The organism is Mesorhizobium sp. A623, from assembly GCF_054489405.1.
Genome location: NZ_JBTMXB010000010.1, coordinates 93,849 through 111,809, shown reverse-complemented (window position 1 = coordinate 111,809; position 17,961 = coordinate 93,849). Strand labels below are relative to the sequence as shown.

The window sequence follows — 17,961 nt, the reverse complement described above, 5'->3', positions numbered from 1 at the left end:
CTTGGGAGCCGGCAACGTTACGCTGCGCTGTCGTCATCCTCCGACAAGATCAGCGAGGCGTCGTTCGACAGGCAGGAGATGCTGGAGCCTCCCCTGGTCGTGGTGAGCCTCTTCGAATGCGGCTATGATCCTGGCGTCGTAACGGATGCGCTCCGACCGCGGCATAGGCGTGCCAATGGTGGCGGCCGGACCTTGACCCGCTGTCGAACGCTCATCCCCAGCCGCCACTGCCGCCACCAGTGCCAGTGCCACCAGTGCCGCTGCCGCCCAAGGGCGGAACGACGACAGGTGCCGTTTCCTCAGCCGGTTTGACAATTTTCTTGGCGACGATCTTCTTCTGCTTGACGATCTTTGACCTGGTGGTCGTGCGGGTGGTCGTCGGCCTGTGCTTCGTCGTCGTCAGCGTCGGTTCGGCCTTCGGTGCGACCGACACGCAGCCCGTCAGCACCGCCAGAGAACCGGATAGAATCGTGGCGATCAATGCTTGCTTCATCACCCTGCCCACCATTGCCTCCTTGTTGATCAAAACAGGTCTCGACGTGGATTGGCCTGCTCCCAGACCGCTCTGGCCGCATTGACCAGTTGGTCGTCCAGCGAGCCATTCGCCGGGACCTTCGACTTGAGGTCCCGGCGCAATTGCTTGAGCGCCGCCGTCTTCGCCTTCACTCCGAATTTCGCCAGCACCGCCCGGGCGTCCGGCAATTCCTTGCGAAGATCAAGCGCGACCGTGAAGGCAAGATAACGCACTGCTATTGCCTGGTCGGCCTTGTCGCCCTTCTGCATTTCAAGGGCCGCGCGATCATACGCGCCGGACTGGTCGCCCCGCGTTGCCGCCACCTCGAACAGCCTTTGCGCTTCGGCGAGGTTCTGTCCTACGCCGACACCGTCCCGGTACATGCGCGCAAGGCTGCCTGGGGCGTAGGGTTGGCCGAGGTCAATGGCCTTCTGAAAAAGCGCCAATGCTGCCTTCGGGTTCTTCTCGACGCCCTGCCCGCTGAGGTAGTTGCGGCCGAGCAGGTTCATCGAATACATGTCCTGCCGCTCGACGCCGGCCTTCAGAAAAGCCACGGCGCGAGCCGGATCCGCGGGCACGCCATTGCGGCCTTCAGTGAAGATCGCGGCAAGATCGTTCATCGCGTAAGTATGACCCATAGCCGCCGCCTTGAGCAGCAGGTCCAGCCCCTTGCCGGTGTCGCGCTCGACGCCATAGCCGTTGAACAAGGCGCGGCCCCACGACGTCATCCCGTAGGGATCGCCCTTATCGGATGCGGATGCATAGAAGGTGTTGGCCCGCTTGCGATCGACGGGCATTCCCGTTCCCGTCGCGTTGAAATAGCCGAGTTCGAACACGGCGCGGACATGGCCCCTGTCTGCGGCTTCCTGGATGGCCTTCTTTGCCTGGTCGACCTTGCCGGCCGCCAACAGCGCTCGCCCCAGTTCGTAGCGGAAGCGGGCGACATCGGGATAGGCCTTCACCGCCGCCTCGCAGGGCTTCACGGCCTCGGCGCTGATCTCGTTTGGCAGGAGGCCTGGAACAACACCCTGCAGGTCGAGAGGTTCGCCGGCAGCCTGGTCGCACGGATCGACGCTGGGCGACAGCTTCATCGTGGCGGGCTTGGATGAACTGCTGTCGGCCCGGATCTCGAAGCCGACCTCGACCGGTTCGGCGGTACCGATCTGGGGTTCGTAGCGCAAATCGTCAAGCTCGTCCGCCATCAGGCTCGACTCGGGCGACAGGGCACGATCCGGCAGGGACAGCGTTCCCGTTATCGGATAGTTCGCGACCTTCACGCTGATGGCGGCATCCTTTGTAGGGAAATCCAGCTTCAGCGGAACCGGGCCGACGCCGACCGGAACGCTGATCTCGCGGTTTTCGATCGCCTCGGCAGCACCGGTGATATGGATGCCTCGCTCGAGCACCTGCTGTTTCTGCTCAGCTTCGAGCGAGGCCATAATCTGTTCGCCCTCGGCGCCTTGGCCGCTTTTGACACGGAACACCATTATGCCCTGGGCTTTGCCACCCCAATTGTCATGCGTGGCATAGGCCAGCATGTCCACCTCCTCCTGCGCACCGATGCCCTTGGGCACCTCCATCTTCAGGCGCGGCAAGTCCTTGCCCTGAATCAGTTCGCCCACCTCGACAGCCTTGCCGTCCAGCAGCAGGCGCCCGAGCGCAGGCGGCCTTTCGATGCTAACGGTGATTGATCCGCCATCGATGTCGACCGGTTCCGGCAGGTCCAGGGCGACGGGCCCGACACCCGACGGCACAAGCTTCTCCAGAACCGGTGGCAGCGAAGGCCGGCTGGCACGGCGCATCAGGACAACCTCGTCAATGAGGGACGAGTTTTCCCAGGGAACCTGCTTGCCGTCAGTGGCCTCCACCACATCGCGGCGCACCGCGGCCATGACCGTGCGAAGCTCCTGGTTCGGAGCCATTGCGCGCCGAGAGAATGCGGATGAAAACGGGCTGAGGTCTCCCGTTCCATCATAGGCGACCGCCCCTGGCTCGGTGGCGAAGGCTATCAGCGTGTTCAGCGAGCTTTTGACCTGCGCAAGACCGGTGTTGCCCGCCGTGATCAATTGATCCCTCAGCCAATAATCCTTGCGCGGAAACGGATTGTTGCGACAGGCATCGAGGATGATCACCTGGATCTTCGATTTCGAACGCAACTGCTGCAGCACATCGCCCAGCCTGATCGCCTGTACCTCAATGTCGGCCGCGTTCTTCAACGAGGCATCCACGGGGATCAAGAAATTTTCGCCTCCGATCTGAAAGCCATGACCTGAATAGTACACGACGGACAGATCGGCGCCGTCCGCCGCCGCGAGGTAGTGACGAAACTGCTTCTCGAACTGCAGCTTTGTGAGGTCCTTGGCGACGAACACCTCGAAACCGGCCAGCCGAAAGGTTTTGGATACGTCCTCGGCATCCTTGTCGGGGTTCTTGAGCGCGGGGATTTCCCGGTACTCGGAATTGCCGATCACCAGGGCAACCCTTCGATCGGCCGACGCATCGAAGGTCGTCAGGGCCGCTACGAGGAAGACTGCGATGAATCCGCAAAGTCGGAGCATGGCAACTGCCTTAACCGTTACCTGGCGACCCCAAGCACGCAGCTTGCGGTATCAAGGTCGGCTACAGAGTTCACAATCTGCCGAGACAGGAACAGAGTGAAAAGCCATCGCGACAGCGGGCACATTCCTCATCTGAATAGGCTCTAGGTTACCTCAGAACCGAACCGCCCGCAATGCGTGTCAAATCGCCCCGGAGGTGCTGTCCGGAGTAAGCTGCAGGTGTAGGTTCGTGGGTCTGGCGCATCGGCCGATACTCCGTTCCAGCCCACCCCATAAATCCTCATGCTCCCCCTATTGCATGACGCTGCGTAAATCCCCTTGCCGGGATTATATGCATATGATCGTATGGCGATCAAAATCCATCAGTTCAATCTGATACGAAAACGCAAAGGGAGGAATTGCATCAATGTCCACGAGTAGCAGAGGGTTTTCGCGCCGCGGTTTCCTCGGCGGCAGCGCCGTCGCCCTGACGGCAGGCACGTTGGGAATGCCCTTCGTGCGCACGGCCCGAGCGCAGGCGTCGACCTTCAAGGCGGGCGTCATCACATCGCTGTCGGGAGAAAATATCCTCGGCGGCAACCTCACCAAGCGCGGCTACGATCTATGGGCTGACGCCATCAACGCCAAGGGCGGCGTCGAAGTCGGCGGTGACCGTTTCAAGGTGGACATGTTCTACGGCGACGACCAGAGCAATCCGGCGACCGGCGCCGACGCCGCCGAACGGCTGATCGTGCAGAACGAGGTCGACGTTCTGTTCGGCCCTTATACCAGCGGCTCGACCATCGCCGTGCAGCCGATCTGCCAGAAATACCAGGTACCGATGATTTCCGGCTCGGCGGAATCGCCGAATGTGTGGAAAGCCAAGCCGGAATTCAATTTCGGCATCATCCCCTCGGTCGACACCACGTCCGGCATGTCGTTGGCGGTGCTGGCCAAGCTGTCGAACCCGGCCGCCAAGACAATCGCCGTCATCGGCGTCAACGAGCCGTTCTCGAAGGAGACCGGCGAAGGCTTTCGCGATGGCGTCAAGGCTGCCGGTCTGGAACTGGTTGCCTATGAACTGGTGCCGCCGGAAGGCGACCTCACCCCCGTCATTTCCAAGATCGCAGCCCTCAATCCGGATGTCATTGCGGTGGGCGGGCACGAGGAACCGCTCATCAATGTCGTCAAGACGTGCAAGTCGCTGAATTATCGGCCGAAGGCGCTGATCATGCATTACGGCGTCACCAACCCCGCCTTCGCCCAGGCACTCGGCGCGGATGCGGACGGCACGACCGGCGTGGCGGTGTGGCTGCCGACCGTTCCCTACAAGGACGATCTGTTCGGCACAGCCAAGGAATTCGCCGAGATGGCGCAGAAGAAGTCGGGCTCGGAGCCGGACTATACCGAGGCCGGCTGCGCGGCCAGCGGCTTGGTGCTGGGCGATGCGCTCAAGCGCCTCGGCAAGAAGCCGGCGCTGACGCCCGAGGACCGGGTGGCGCTGAAGGATGCCATCGCCGAAACCGACATCCAGACCTTCTACGGGCCGATCAAGTTCGAAAAGGAAGGCCCGCACTATCACGACAATACCCAGCCCGTTCCGGTGCTGATCCAGATCCAGGGCGGCAAGACCATCGCGGTCGGCCCGAAGGAAGCGGCTGCCGCGCCCTTCATCTATCCGCTGCCGGCCTGGAAATAAGCGTCAAGACGGGATGGGGCGAGACCACCGCCCCATCCCGGTCGAATTCCGCCGCCGGTTGCGCATGCCTGCAAAATGACGGACCATGTGCCTGTGGTGCCGGCTTGCCGCCGTACCGCTCTGCCTTTCCGTTTCCCTGACGACGAACGGTTTTCGCCTTGGATCTTTTTCTCCAGACTCTGCTGAACGGCCTTCTGATCGGCGGCGTCATCGCCACCTTCACCATCGCCTTCCAGCTTACCTTCGGCGTGCTGCATGTCATCGACTTCGCGGTCGGCGGCTGGGTCGTGCTGGGTGGCTATCTCGGCTACTACATGACAGCGGCGCTGGGGGTCGACGGCTTCGCGGCGATCCCGGTGGCCTTCGTCCTGTTCGGCGCGCTTGGCTACCTGATCGGGCCGATCCTCTACAATGTCCGCAACAGCCGAACGGCAAGGCCGGAACTGATGGCGCTGGCGCTGACCTTCGGCCTGTTCACGCTGCTGCGCGGCGGCATGCTGACCGCGTGGGGCTTCAACACCTACAGCGTGCAGACGGCGCTGAGCGGCGAAAGCTTCACCCTCGGCCCGGTCACGGTACCGCTGATCCGGGTTGCCGCGGCAGTTTTTGCGGCGGCAATCGCCGGCGGCCTGTTCCTGTTCCTCTACCGCACCCGCTACGGGTTGGCGATCCGCGCCACGGCCGAGAACCGGCATAACGCCGCTCTGATGGGCGTCAACATCCGCCGCCTCAGCGCCAATGTCTACGGGCTTTACGCAGGCATCACCGCCATGGCCGGCGTGCTGATGGGGTCTATCTACTCGGTCAATCCGGAGGTCGGCCTGCGCTACACGCTGTTCGCCTTCTTCGTCGCCGTGCTGGCGGGGCTCGGCTCGGTCGGCGGCGCGCTGGTCGCAGCCCTGCTGCTCGGCGTCATCGAAGCCTTCGTTTCCACCTATGTCGGGTCCAGCTATTCGCTGCTGGCGGTCTTCGCCACGCTCTTTCTGGTCCTTCTCATATCCCCGAAGGGGATCTTGCGGAGAGGATTGTGACATGGCGGCGCAAACCATGAAATCGCGCCTGCCGGGCCTCGTCCTGCTCGCCGCCATCCTCGTGGTGCTGGCGCTGATGCCGTTGCTGGTCAACAATTACTGGCTGCGCATCGCCACCGGCGCGCTGATGTGGGCGGGGCTTGCCTGCTCCTGGAACATTCTGGGCGGCTATGCCGGCTACATCAATTTCGGCCACTCGGCCTTTTTCGGCCTGGGCGCCTATGCGACCGCGCTCCTGATGGGCGACCCGTTCGGCCTGCCTTTCCTGGCCACGATCCCGGCCGGCATGCTGGTGACAGCCCTGTTCGCCGTCGTCATCGGCGCACCGACGCTGCGCCTGCGCGGCGCTTATTTCGCCATCGCCACATGGGCCTTCGCCGAGGTGCTGATCCAATTTTCCTCGGTGGTGGACTTCACCGGCGGCATCGGCGGCATCGGCCTGCCGCCCTACCTCAACGAGCGCTTCTTCTATTTCGCCATGTTCGGCGCGGCGGCACTGACCTATCTCGTCACCTGGGCGCTGTTCGAGCGCTCCCGCTTTGGCCTGAAGGTCAAGGCGCTGCGCGACCACGAGCCGGCGGCGGAGGCGATGGGCATCAACACATCGCTGGTCAAATTGCAGACCTTCGTGCTGAGCGCGGTAACCGCCTCGGTGTTTGGCGCGATCTTCGCCTACTGGGTCACCTTCATCAATCCCAAGAGCGTGTTCGGCGGCGACATCACCGACCAGATGGTGGTGATGGTGCTGCTCGGCGGGCTGGGTAGCCTGTGGGGACCGGCCATTGGCGGGGTGATGCTGTTCGTCGTCAACCGCCTCGTGTGGATGTACTGGGGCGACACCGCCTTCTATATCGCCGTACTCGGCGCGGCCATCGTGCTGGTGGTGCTGTTCCTGCCCAACGGCATCGCCGGCCTGTTTGCCAAGCGCGCCAAATCGAGCACGATACTGGAAAAGGCCGCCGGCAAGCTGGCCGGCGGTAGCGGGGAGGGAGGGCGGCCATGAGTGAGGCCACGCAATCATCGCCGGCGGGCGACCCCATCCTCGTGGTGCGCGACGTGCAGAAGCACTTCGGCGGCATCAAGGCCGCCAACGGCGTCAGCCTGGAAGTCGGGCGTCGGGAGATCGCCGGGCTGATCGGGCCGAACGGCTCCGGCAAGTCGACATTATTCAGCCTCGTCTCGGGCACGGTGACGCCGGACAGCGGCCAGATCCGTTTCGACGGGCAGGAGGTGGCCGGCCGCAGCGCCTATGCGATCGCCAGGCTGGGACTGGCGCGCACCTTCCAGATCCCCGCTCTGTTCGAGAACATGACCGTAACCGAGAACTTGCTGGCGGCGGCGGCGCAAGGTCATTGGCTGGGTGCGCATGAGCGGGCGACAGAGACGCTCGCGCTGCTCAAGCTGGAACATGTCGCCGATAACCGCGCCGCCGACCTGTCGGGTGGGCAGCAGAAGTTGCTCGAATTCGGCCGCGTCATCATGCGCCAGTCCAGCCTCATCCTGCTCGACGAGGTGACCGCCGGCGTGCACCCCAACATCCGCAAGATCATCCTCGAGGCGATTGCGCGGCTGCGCGAACGCGGCGTTACCTTCCTTGTCATCGAGCACGACATGGAGATGGTGCGCAGCGTATGCGACCGCATTATCGTCATGGATTCGGGTCGGGTAGTGACCAGCGGAACCTTCAACGACATCGTGCGCAATTCGGAAGTCATGCAAACCTATCTGGGGCGGCCGCAATGAGTACGCTCGCCGCCGAAAACATCGTCACCGGCTACGGCAAGCAGGAAATCGTCCACGGCATTTCGCTCACGGCCGAGGCCGGCAAGATCACCTGCATCTTCGGCCCCAACGGCTGCGGCAAGTCTACTTTGCTCAAGGCCATCGCCGGCGCACTGCCGGTGTGGAGCGGCACGGCCAGCCTTGGCGGCACGACGCTTTCCAACCTTGCCGTCCATGACGTGGTGCGCGAGGGGCTGGTGCTGATGCCGCAGGGCGGCGGCGTGTTCCCGCGCCTGACCGTCATGGAAAATTTGCGCATGGGCGGCTACGCCATTGCTGACCGCAGCGCGGTGGAGCGCCGCATCGAGGCGCTGATCGACGAGTATCCCTCACTGGCGCGGCGTCGGCGCACGGCGGCCGGCGCGCTTTCGGGCGGCGAACAGGCGATGCTTTCGCTGGCGCGCGCTCTGGTTTCGCAACCGCGCTTCATCCTGCTCGACGAACCCTCCGCCGGCCTGTCGCCCGCGATGGTGATCGAAACGCTGGAACGCATCACCGGGCTGACGAAACTGGGTATCGGCATTCTGATGGTCGAGCAGAACATCCGCGAGGCCATGCCCATCGCCGACCGAATCTACATCCTCGCTGCCGGCGAAAAGCGCTTCGAAGGCTCGCCGAGCGACGTGCGCGACGACCGCCAGATCATGGACATCTACATGGGCGGCGCCTGATACGCGTTGATGCAGCAAACAGAGCGGTGAAGCGGCCAATCCGCTTGCTGGTGACCACGGGCTCTCAGGTTTCAGGGCTGTTCACGCACTCGAGGAGCGACGGTGGTTGAGGCGCAGGGAAAGCCCGAATGATCGCCGTGAGGAGACCCTGTCCCTGACCGCCGCAGGTCGCCGGCCTTACGCGGAGATTGTTCCTCGCGCGATAGAGTTTGAAGCAGCATTACGTGGCGTGCTTGGAACCGATGCAGGACCCTTGCTGAGGGTACTCCACCGACTCGATGCCCATGCTGGGGTGGGAGCCAAAGGGGGGTGCGATCAGGTGGGGGCCATCGCCCCACCCTCTAGCTAGGTGCTGTGCTTCTACCCTCCGCGGAGGCGGCCTCATGCGATAAGGTCCAGGCTCAGAGCGAGGCGGCCAGTGCCTTCAGGAAATGGTCGTTGTCGGCCTCGGTGCCGACCGAGACGCGCAGCCAGTTTTCGTAGCCCGCTTGCTTCCACGGCTTGACGATCACGCCCTGGTTCAGCAGCGCCTCGGCGAGTTCGACCGATGGGCGGGTCGCTTCGAAGAACAGGAAATTCCCCTTTGACGGCAGCACGCGCAGGCCGAGCGCTTCGATCGCGGCTTTTACGCGCGGCCGCTCGCGCTGCACCAGTGCCACCGCTTCCGCCACCGATTGCGGATGGGCCAGTGCCGCCTCGGCCGCCACCTGGGCCATCAGGTTCACGTTGAAGGGGGTGCGTGCCAGATCCAGCCCGCGCTTCAGTTCCGCGCTGTTGGTCAGCCCGTAGCCGATACGCAGGCCGGCGAGCCCCCAGGCCTTCGAGAAGGTGCGCAGGATCAGCAGCGGCCCGCGATGGGTCGCCAGCCGCGCCGTGCCCGAAGCGTATCCCTCCCCTTCCGCATATTCGTGGTAGGCCTCGTCGAGGCAGGTCACCGCCTCGGGGTGGACCGCGTCCAGCACCCGGTCCAGATCCTGCGGCGACAGCCACACGCCGGCCGGGTTCATCGGGTTGGCGAACAGCACCAGCCGCACCGGCTGCGCCACCGCCTGCACCAGCGCGTCGACATCGATGCTGCCTTGCGGCGTCAGCCCGATGCGCGTGACCTCCGCCCCCATCAGCCGGGCATAATCCTCATGCAGCGGAAAGGACGGATAAAGCGTGACCACCTGGTCGCCCGGCCTTAAAACGGCGCGGGCAAGCACCGCGAGAAGATCTTCCGAACCGTTGCCCAGCACCAGCTGGTCGGCCGAAACGCCGTGCCGTGCCGCCAGCTTGGCCAGCAGCGCGCGGCCCGACGGGTCGGGGTAAACGGCGATGCGCTGCAACGAGGCTTCGAGCGCCTGCCGCACCGCCGGGGCCGGCCCGAGCGGGTTTTCGTTCGAGCCCAACTTGGCGACGCGGGTCACGCCAGGCCGCCGGGCGACCTCTTCGGCGGTGAGGCCGGCATTGTAAGGCGCGAGCGCGGCCAGTTCCGGGCGCAGGAACGAGTGAGCTTTGGTCATGCTTTGGGCCTCCTTGCCCGGCGTGGTGACGGCTTGGCCGCCTGTATCGTGTTTGCCTGTAAAGCTGGGGGAATGGATTTATCTTGCCTGAAAGCCGCGCATCGGGCCGGATCAGTCGCCCCCCGCCGTGGTCTTTTCGGTGCCGACAAAATGACCGGGCTGGAACGCCACCCGGACGGTGGTGATCGGCCCGATGTCGTTCCAGGTGGTGCGGTGCAGGATCAGCAGCGCTTGACCTGGCTGCGTCCGCAGCAGCCGTGCGTCGCGGCGATTGGCATTTTCGGCCGAGAATGCCAGTTCCGCACGCAGGTAAGGCGCATTTCGCACCAGCCATTCATTGGCGTTCAATTGCCAGAAATCGGCTTTTTCCAGCTCTGGCGCGGTGCGCGGGTAGAGCCAGCGGTCCTCCAGCTGGAACGGCAGGCCATCGCCATAGTGCACCGCCCGCATATGGACCAGCACCTCGCCCGTCGGAAGGCCGACCCGCGCTGCAATATCGTCGGGAATGGGGCTCTTGCGCTGCGCAACGACACGATGGCTGTAGGCCATGCCGGCTTGTTCCACCTGTTCGCGCACGATGGAGATGGTGAAGGTTGCCTTGCGGACCGGGTCGATCGCGACCCGCGTGCCGGCCCGGCGCCGGCGGTCCAAAAGCCCTTCGCCGGCCAGAAGCTGCAGGGCCTTGTTGACGGTGGCGCGCGCCGCGTCGAACTCGATCGCCAGGTCGGCCTCGTCGGGAATGCGGTCGCCCTGGCGCCATTCGTGCTCGACGATGCGGCGGCGTACCTCGCTGGCGATGTGCTGCGCCTTGGGGGAGGTGGAACCGGCTGGCTTGTCGGTCACATCCGCTCCTGCAATCGGCCGATGCATGCCAGGTAATCGGCGGTGATGCGCTCGTGGTCCGGGTGCCGACCGTCCTGCACGACATGGCGGCCGGCCGCCCAGACGTCGCGCACCAACCCGTCATGGCCGGCGAAGATCAGGCTGTCCAGCATCTCGTCGCCCTTGCGGCCGGCGAGCACCGGATTGTCCAGCGAAACCGCGCACAGATCGGCCCACAGGCCGGGGGCGATAGCCCCGGTCTCGCGCCCTGCGGCCGTTATGCCACCGTCCAGGCCGGCCTCGTAGAGGACCCGGCCGGTGGAGCGCCCCGTCTCGGCGAGTACGGCGCGGGCGGTGTCGCGCAGGCGCTGGCTGTATTCCAGCGTGCGCAGTTCCTCGACCAGCGAGATGCGGACGTTGCTGTCCGAGCCGAAGCCGAGGCGTCCGCCCGCCTCTTTCCAGATCGTGCCGTTGAAGATGCCGTCGCCAAGACTGGATTCGGTGATCGGGCAAAGCCCGGCCACGGCACCGGTGGCTGCCAGCCCACGGGTTTCGGCCTCGGTCATGTGGGTGAGGTGGATCAGCGTCCAGCGGCGGTCGGGATTGTGGTTGTCGAGCAGCCATTCGACCGGGCGGCGGCCACGCGCGGCCTGCACTTCCTCGATTTCCGGGAGTTGTTCGGCCAGATGCATGTGCAGCGGCCGCCCCGGACGCAAGCCCTCGCAGATGGTCAGCGCCTCGGTGCCGACCGCGCGCAGCGAATGCGGCGCGATGCCGATCCCCGCATCGGCCGGCAGATGCCGCAACGCCCGCTCCGCCGCATCGAGCAGAACGGCGAATTCGTCCGGCGTCGTGCCGAAACGCTGCTGGCCGGGTCCGAGCGGGCGGCCGTCAAGGCCGCCAAACTGATAGTGCACCGGCAACAGGGTCAGCCCGATGCCGGTGCGCGCGGCGGCGGCCACGATCCGCTCCGACATCTCGGCGATGTTGGCGTAGTGTGTCCCGCCCGGCTGGTGGTGCAGATAGTGGAATTCCACATTGGTGGCGTAGCCGGCTTCCAGCATCTCCATCTGCACCAAGGCTGCGATCTCCTCGACATCCTCGGGCGTCAAATGGTCGAGGAAACGGTACATGATCTGACGCCATGTCCAGAACGTGTCGCGCGGCTGCGGCCCGCGCGCTTCCGACAGGCCGGCCATGGCGCGCTGGAAGGCGTGCGAATGAAGATTGGCCATCGCCGGCAGCAAAAGGCCGACCTGCTGCCCCGTTCGCGCCGCGCCGGCTTCAACCTTGGCGATGCGGCCGTCCGCGCCGAAATCGACACGGACATTCTCCGCCCAGCCGCCCTGCAGCAACGCACGGTCCGCCCAAAGTGTCGTCATTATTCCGATCTCCTCTCGCCGTCTCGACTCGGAAGCCGACATCAATAAGTTTAGACATAGAGACAGAATAAGTCTAGACATAGAAATCCGATTATGGTTAGGCTCAGAAAAATCACGGACAGGGCCGGAGGGCACAGGATGCAGGTTCTAAGCAATGCCGCAGTGGCAATCGTGGACGACGAGAAGGCGGGCTATCGGCTCGTTGAGCGCGCTTCGATCGCTATCGACGGCGGCGCAATCGCCTGGGTCGGCGCCGATGCCGACCTGCCGGCAGCCTATCGCGGTGCCCCTTCGCGCGACCTCGAAGGGCGGGTGGTCACACCGGGCCTGATCGACTGCCACACCCACATCGTTTATGGCGGCGACCGCGCCCGCGAGTTCGAGATGCGCCTGGAAGGTGCTGCCTACGAGGAGATCGCGCGGGCCGGCGGCGGCATTCTCTCCAGTGTCCGCAACACCCGCGAAGCCAGCGAGGACGAGCTTCTGGCGCTGGCGCTGCCGCGCGTCGACACGCTGCTTGCCGAAGGCGTCACCACGCTGGAGATCAAGTCCGGCTACGGGCTCGACATCGCCACCGAACTGAAAATGCTGCGCGTCGCGCGGCGTATCGGCACGCTTCGTCCGGTGCATGTCTTTACCAGCTGGCTTGCCGCCCACGCCCTGCCGCCGGAATTCAAGGACGACCGCGCCGGCTATATCGACCGCGTGGTTCTTGCCGGCATGGATCAGGGCCATGCCGAAGGGCTGATCGATGCGGTGGACGGTTTTTGCGAGGGCATCGCCTTTTCGGTCGAGGAAATGGCGCGCATCTTCGATCATGCCAAGGCGCTCGGCCTGCCGGTCAAGCTGCATGCCGAACAATTGTCCGACCTGCACGGAGCGGCGATGGCGGCCGAACACGGCGCGCTTTCCGTGGACCACCTCGAATATCTCGGCGCGGACGGCATCGCCGCCATGGCGAAGGCCGGAACCGTCGCCGTCCTGCTGCCCGGCGCTTTCTATACGCTCAGGGAAACGCAATATCCGCCGCTTCAGGCGCTGCGCGACGCCGGCGTGCCGATCGCGCTCGCCACCGATTCCAATCCCGGCACCTCGCCGCTGACCTCCATCCTCCTGACCATGAATATGGGCGCGACGCTGTTTCGCATGACGCCTGCCGAATGCCTGCGTGGCGTGACCCGCAACGCGGCGCGCGCGCTTGGCCTTTCCGATCGCGGCGTGATCGTACCCGGCGCCCGCGCCGATCTGGCCATCTGGAACATCAAGCATCCGGCCGAGCTTTCCTATCGCATCGGCTTCAACCCGCTTCATGCCCGCATTTTCGGAGGCCAATATGTCTGAAATCGTCCTGATACCCGGCAAGGTCACCCTGGCCGATTTGGAGCGCGTCTGGCGCGAGGGGCTTGCCGTGCGGCTGGCCGACAGCGCCCGCGCCGGCATTGCCGATTCCGCAGCAAGGATCGATGCCGCCGCCAAGGGCGACGTGCCGGTCTATGGTGTCAACACCGGCTTCGGCAAGCTTGCCTCCATCAAGATCAAGACCGAGGATACGGCCACCTTGCAGCGCAACCTTATCCTGTCGCATTGCTGCGGCGTGGGCGAGGCCGTCGAGGAAGAAACCGTGCGCCTGATCATGGCGCTGAAGCTTCTGTCGCTCGGTCGCGGCGCCTCCGGCACCCGCCCCGAACTGGTCGCGCTGATCGAGGCCATGCTGGCCAAGGGCGTGCATCCGGTGATCCCCGCGCAGGGTTCGGTCGGCGCTTCGGGCGACCTCGCGCCATTGGCGCACATGGCGGCCACGATGCTGGGCGAAGGCCGCGCCACCTATCAGGGTCGCGAAATGGCGAGCGCCGAGGCTATGGCCGCCGCCGGCCTGAAGCCGATGGTGCTGGCCGCCAAGGAAGGGCTGGCGCTCATCAACGGCACCCAGGTTTCGACCGCCTTCGCGCTGGTCGGCCTCTTCGAGGCCTCTCGGGCGGCGCGCAATGCGCTGGTGTCGTCGTCGCTTTCCACCGACGCCATCATGGGCTCGACCGCGCCCTTCCTGGATGAAATCCACCAGTTGCGCGGCCATCGCGGCCAGATTCTTGTCGCCAGCGCCATCCGCACATTGATGGATGGCTCGGAAATCCGCGAAAGCCACCGCGTCGGCGACACCCGCGTGCAGGACCCTTATTGCATCCGCTGCCAGCCGCAGGTCACCGGCGCCTGCATCGACCTTTTGACCCAGGCGGGCCGCACGCTGGAGATCGAGGCAAACGCCGCGACCGACAACCCGCTGGTGCTGGTCGAAACCGGCCAGATCGTTTCGGGCGGCAATTTCCACGCCGAGCCGGTGGCGTTTGCCGCCGACCAGATCGCGCTGGCGATCGCCGAGATCGGGGCTATCTCGCAGCGCCGCATCGCGTTGATGGTCGACCCGGCGCTCAGCCACGATTTGCCGCCCTTCCTCACACCCGATCCGGGCCTGAACAGCGGCCTGATGATCGCCGAGGTGACCTCGGCGGCGCTGATGAGCGAGAACAAGCATCTGGCCAATCCCTGCTCGACCGATTCGACCCCGACCTCGGCGAACCAGGAGGACCACGTCTCCATGGCCGCGCACGGCGCGCGCCGCCTGAAGCGGATGAACGCCAACCTTGCCCAGATCGTCGGCATCGAAGTGCTGTGCGGAGCCGCCGGCGTCGAATTCCGCGCCCCGCTCAAAACCTCAACCCCGCTTCAGGCGGTGGTCGCACGGCTGCGCAAGTCGGTCGCGGCGCTGGATCAGGACCGCTACATGGCTCCCGACCTTGCCGAGGTCGCTGCCCTTGTCCGCTCCGGCGCGCTGCTCGAGGCCCTGCCCAAGGGCATGCTGGACGAGGCCCGCCCGTGAACCCAACCCCCGTGGACCCAACACCCGTGAAGCCTGTCGAAATTGTTCGGGGCGATGGCCCGGTCATTCTCGGCCTGCCGCATACCGGCACATATCTGCCCGAGACGATCCGCGCGAAACTCAACGCGCGCGGGCGCATCCTGGCCGATACCGACTGGCACATCGAGCGCCTCTATGACGGGTTGTTGCCGAATGTGACGACGGTCAGGGCGACGTTCCATCGCTATTGCGTAGACGCCAATCGCGGCCCGGACGACGCCAGCCTCTATCCCGGCCAGAACACCACCGGCCTGGTGCCGGTGACCGATTTCGACGGCGAGCCGATCTGGACCGAGGAACCGACGGCGGCTGAAATCGCAGCGCGCAAGGCGGATTTCCATGCGCCCTACCATGAGGCGCTTGCCGCCGAGATCGAACGGGTGAAGGCCAGGCACGGCGTGGCGATCCTCTACGATTGCCATTCGATCCGCTCGCATATTCCGTTCCTGTTCGAGGGCGTGCTGCCCGACTTCAACATTGGCACCAATAACGGCGCGACCTGCGACCCGCGTATCGAGGCCGCGATCTTCGACCTGTGCGCCGCGAGCGGCCGCACGCACGTGCTCAATGGCCGCTTCAAGGGCGGCTGGACCACGCGCCATTACGGCCGCCCCAAGGATGGCGTCCACGCCATCCAGATGGAGTTGGCGCAATCCACCCATCTCGCGACCGAATCCCCGCCCTTCGCCTATGACGAGGTCAAGGCAGCGGCGCTGCGCATTACGCTTGGCGCCATCCTCACCCGGCTTGCCGCGCTCGCGCCGGAGTTGAAGCCATGAGCGGACCGCTTGCCGGCATCAAGGTGCTCGACCTGTCGCGCGTTCTGGCCGGGCCGTATTGCACCGCGCTGCTGGCCGATCTGGGCGCCGAGATCATCAAACTGGAGCCGCCATCCGGCGACGACTACCGCCATGTCGGCCCGTTCAAGGATGGCGAGAGCGCGCTGTTCACGCTGAACAACCGTGGCAAGAAGAGCATCGTGCTCGACCTGAAGAAGCCGGCCGACATGAAACTGGCGCAGGCGCTCGCCGCGCGTGTGGACGTGATCGTGGAAAATTTCCGCCCCGGCGTCGCCGCCCGCCTGGGCCTTGGTGCCGAGGCGTCGCGCGCGGCCAATCCGCGCCTGGTCTACTGCTCCATTTCCGGCTTCGGGCAGGAGGGTCCTTTCAAGGACCTGCCGGCCTACGACCTGGTGGTGCAGGCCATGTCCGGCCTGATGGCCGCGACCGGCGAGGAGGGCGGTGCACCCTTGAAAACCGGCGAAAGCATCGCCGACCTGGTCGCCGGCCTGTTCGCTAGCTGGTCGATCATGGCAGCACTCGTGCAGCGCAACGCCACCGGCCAAGGCGCGACGCTGGACGTCGCCATGTACGACGCCTTGTTCTCCATGCTGACGACCAGCCATGCCCAGCATCTTTACGGCGGCATCCTGCCGGGCCGGGTCGGAAACCGTCATCCGCTCTCCACGCCCTTCGGCTGCTTTGCCACAAGCGACGGGCAGGTGGTGATCGCCGTGCTGAACGCCGGGCAGTTCGAGCGGCTGGCGGCCCTCATCGGCAAGCCGGAGATCGCTGCCGATCCGCGCTTTGCGAGCGACAGCAGCCGCACCGAGCATGAGCCGGCGCTGCGCGCGCTGATCGAGGCATGGTCGGGCGCGCTGACGACCGAGGCGGCCGTTGCGGCCTTGGCTTCGCAGGGCCTGCCGACCGCGCCGATCTGGGACATCGCCAAGGCCGCCGACAATGAACACTCTGCCGCACGCGGCTTGGTGAGCCAACTGGCGCATCCCGTGCTCGGCCAGGCGCCGGTCGTCGGCCAGCCGGTGCGCTTCGACGGCGTCAAGCCGTTGGCGGCAACCGCGGCCCCGCGCCTCGGCGGCGACATTGAAGCAGTTCTGAGGGAATTCGGGTTGGAGGAATTCGAGTTGGAGGGGAGGGCATGACGCAGATCGACGACCCCTGGCACATGCTTGCCGAAGAGGAGCGCATGTTCTGCGACGTGCTGGAGCGGCTTTGCGCGGACAAGATCGCGCCGCTGGCGGCCGAGACCGACGAGGCCTCGCGCTTCGTGCATGCGCAGCTTGGCGTGCTCGGCGAAGCGGGCATGATGGGCGCCAACCTGCCGGAGGCCTATGGCGGCGGCGGCATCTCCGCGCCGGCGCTGTTGCGCGCCGTCTCCATCGTGGCCGGTGCCTGCGGCTCGACCGCCTCGGCGCTGACGGCGCATTATCTGGCGACCGATTCCATCCTGATCGGCGGCACCGATGCGCAGAAAGAGGAATGGCTGACGAAGGCTGCCACCGGCGAGGCGCTCGGCGCTTTCGCCTTGACCGAACCCACCGCCGGCTCCGACCCCGCCGACATGAAAACGTGGGCGCGGCGCACGGAAAATGGCTGGCACCTCAAGGGTACCAAGTGCTTCATTTCAAACGGCGGGGTTGCGGATTTCATCGTCGTCTATGCGGTGACCGATCCCGAAAAGGCGCATCGCGGCATCTCGGCCTTCATCCTGCCCAAGGGCACGCCCGGCCTCGAAGCCGGGCCAGCGGAAAAGACCATGGGCCTGAAGGGCGGTCATGTCTTCACGCTGAACCTCGACTGCGTGCTTCCTGAAAGCGCGCTGCTCGGCGAGGAGGGCAAGGGCTTCCGCATCGCGATGCAGGTTCTCGACAACGGCCGCATCGAGGTCGCAGCCCAATGTCTCGGCCTTGCCGGTGCTGCCATGAACGCGGCGGTCGCCTACGCCAAGGACCGCGTCATCGGCGGCATTGCGCTGTCGGAGCGGCAGGGCATTCGCTGGATGATCGCCGACATGGGGCTCGCCTTCCACTCGGCGCTGCTGTTGTCGCAGGAGGCCGCGCGCCAGCGCGATTTGGCGCATCGCCATGGCGGGCGTTTCTCGCTGGCCTCGTCCATGGCCAAGCTGGGCGCGTCGGAGGCTGCGGGCAAGATCGCCGACACCGCCCTGCAACTGCATGGCGGCTATGGCTACACCCGCGATTTTCCCATCGAACGGATCAACCGGGACCTGCGCATCATGCGCATCTACGAGGGGTCCAGCGAAATCCAGCGCATCATTATTTCCGGCACTATGCTGGCCTGACA

General features: G+C 65.3%; 15 protein-coding genes. 10 read left to right on the top strand and 5 right to left on the bottom strand.

The window, feature by feature from the left end:
* Window positions 1-211: 211 nt before the first annotated feature.
* On the bottom strand, window positions 212-493 hold the full coding sequence (locus ACX3P1_RS12750; protein WP_459079943.1) for a hypothetical protein: 282 nt from the start codon (window positions 491-493) through the stop codon (window positions 212-214).
* A 29-nt stretch (window positions 494-522) separates the two neighbouring features.
* Window positions 523-3,072 (bottom strand): caspase family protein, encoded by a 2,550-nt coding sequence (locus ACX3P1_RS12745; RefSeq protein WP_459079942.1) that lies wholly within the window; start codon window positions 3,070-3,072, stop codon window positions 523-525.
* 406 nt (window positions 3,073-3,478) lie between these two features.
* Here ACX3P1_RS12745 and ACX3P1_RS12740 point away from each other — a divergent pair, with 406 nt between their 5' ends.
* From ACX3P1_RS12740 to ACX3P1_RS12720, 5 genes are all read left to right on the top strand, one after another.
* Window positions 3,479-4,750: an ABC transporter substrate-binding protein gene (locus ACX3P1_RS12740; RefSeq protein ID WP_459079941.1), complete on the top strand. Its 1,272-nt coding sequence runs from the start codon at window positions 3,479-3,481 to the stop codon at window positions 4,748-4,750.
* A 158-nt stretch (window positions 4,751-4,908) separates the two neighbouring features.
* A complete protein-coding gene (locus tag ACX3P1_RS12735; RefSeq protein WP_459079940.1) occupies window positions 4,909-5,781 on the top strand; it encodes a branched-chain amino acid ABC transporter permease in 873 nt (290 codons plus the stop codon).
* 1 nt (window position 5,782) lies between these two features.
* Entirely contained in the window at window positions 5,783-6,784 is a 1,002-nt protein-coding gene (locus ACX3P1_RS12730) for a branched-chain amino acid ABC transporter permease (RefSeq protein ID WP_459079939.1), read from the top strand.
* Window positions 6,781-7,524, top strand: coding sequence for an ABC transporter ATP-binding protein (locus ACX3P1_RS12725; protein WP_459079938.1), 744 nt, complete (start codon window positions 6,781-6,783; stop codon window positions 7,522-7,524). The genes ACX3P1_RS12730 and ACX3P1_RS12725 overlap by 4 nt, the downstream gene beginning before the upstream one ends.
* Window positions 7,521-8,234, top strand: a complete 714-nt coding sequence (locus ACX3P1_RS12720) for an ABC transporter ATP-binding protein (RefSeq protein WP_459079937.1) — start codon at window positions 7,521-7,523, stop codon at window positions 8,232-8,234. Before ACX3P1_RS12725 ends, ACX3P1_RS12720 begins: the two co-directional genes overlap by 4 nt.
* Window positions 8,235-8,635: 401 nt before the next feature.
* Here the strand turns inward: ACX3P1_RS12720 and hisC are convergent, their stop codons facing one another.
* The 3 genes from hisC to ACX3P1_RS12705 form a co-directional block, all read right to left on the bottom strand.
* Entirely contained in the window at window positions 8,636-9,739 is a 1,104-nt protein-coding gene (gene hisC, locus ACX3P1_RS12715) for a histidinol-phosphate transaminase (RefSeq protein WP_459079936.1), read from the bottom strand.
* A 111-nt stretch (window positions 9,740-9,850) separates the two neighbouring features.
* Window positions 9,851-10,582 (bottom strand): GntR family transcriptional regulator, encoded by a 732-nt coding sequence (locus ACX3P1_RS12710; protein WP_459079935.1) that lies wholly within the window; start codon window positions 10,580-10,582, stop codon window positions 9,851-9,853.
* Window positions 10,579-11,943, bottom strand: a complete 1,365-nt coding sequence (locus tag ACX3P1_RS12705; RefSeq protein ID WP_459079934.1) for a formimidoylglutamate deiminase — start codon at window positions 11,941-11,943, stop codon at window positions 10,579-10,581. Before ACX3P1_RS12705 ends, ACX3P1_RS12710 begins: the two co-directional genes overlap by 4 nt.
* 138 nt (window positions 11,944-12,081) lie before the next feature.
* Here ACX3P1_RS12705 and hutI point away from each other — a divergent pair, with 138 nt between their 5' ends.
* Genes hutI through ACX3P1_RS12680 form a run of 5 tightly spaced genes read left to right on the top strand, consistent with a single transcriptional unit; the run spans window position 12,082 to window position 17,959 of the window.
* Window positions 12,082-13,284: an imidazolonepropionase gene (gene hutI, locus ACX3P1_RS12700; protein WP_459079933.1), complete on the top strand. Its 1,203-nt coding sequence runs from the start codon at window positions 12,082-12,084 to the stop codon at window positions 13,282-13,284.
* Window positions 13,277-14,818, top strand: a complete 1,542-nt coding sequence (gene hutH / locus ACX3P1_RS12695; RefSeq protein WP_459079932.1) for a histidine ammonia-lyase — start codon at window positions 13,277-13,279, stop codon at window positions 14,816-14,818. Before hutI ends, hutH begins: the two co-directional genes overlap by 8 nt.
* A gap of 26 nt (window positions 14,819-14,844) precedes the next feature.
* Entirely contained in the window at window positions 14,845-15,636 is a 792-nt protein-coding gene (hutG, locus tag ACX3P1_RS12690) for an N-formylglutamate deformylase (RefSeq protein ID WP_459080020.1), read from the top strand.
* Entirely contained in the window at window positions 15,633-16,799 is a 1,167-nt protein-coding gene (locus ACX3P1_RS12685; protein WP_459079931.1) for a CaiB/BaiF CoA transferase family protein, read from the top strand. The genes hutG and ACX3P1_RS12685 overlap by 4 nt, the downstream gene beginning before the upstream one ends.
* The gene (locus ACX3P1_RS12680; RefSeq protein WP_459079930.1) at window positions 16,796-17,959 is read left to right on the top strand and encodes an acyl-CoA dehydrogenase family protein; all 1,164 of its coding nucleotides are present in this window, start codon (window positions 16,796-16,798) and stop codon (window positions 17,957-17,959) included. The genes ACX3P1_RS12685 and ACX3P1_RS12680 overlap by 4 nt, the downstream gene beginning before the upstream one ends.
* The last annotated feature ends 2 nt before the right edge of the window (window positions 17,960-17,961 follow it).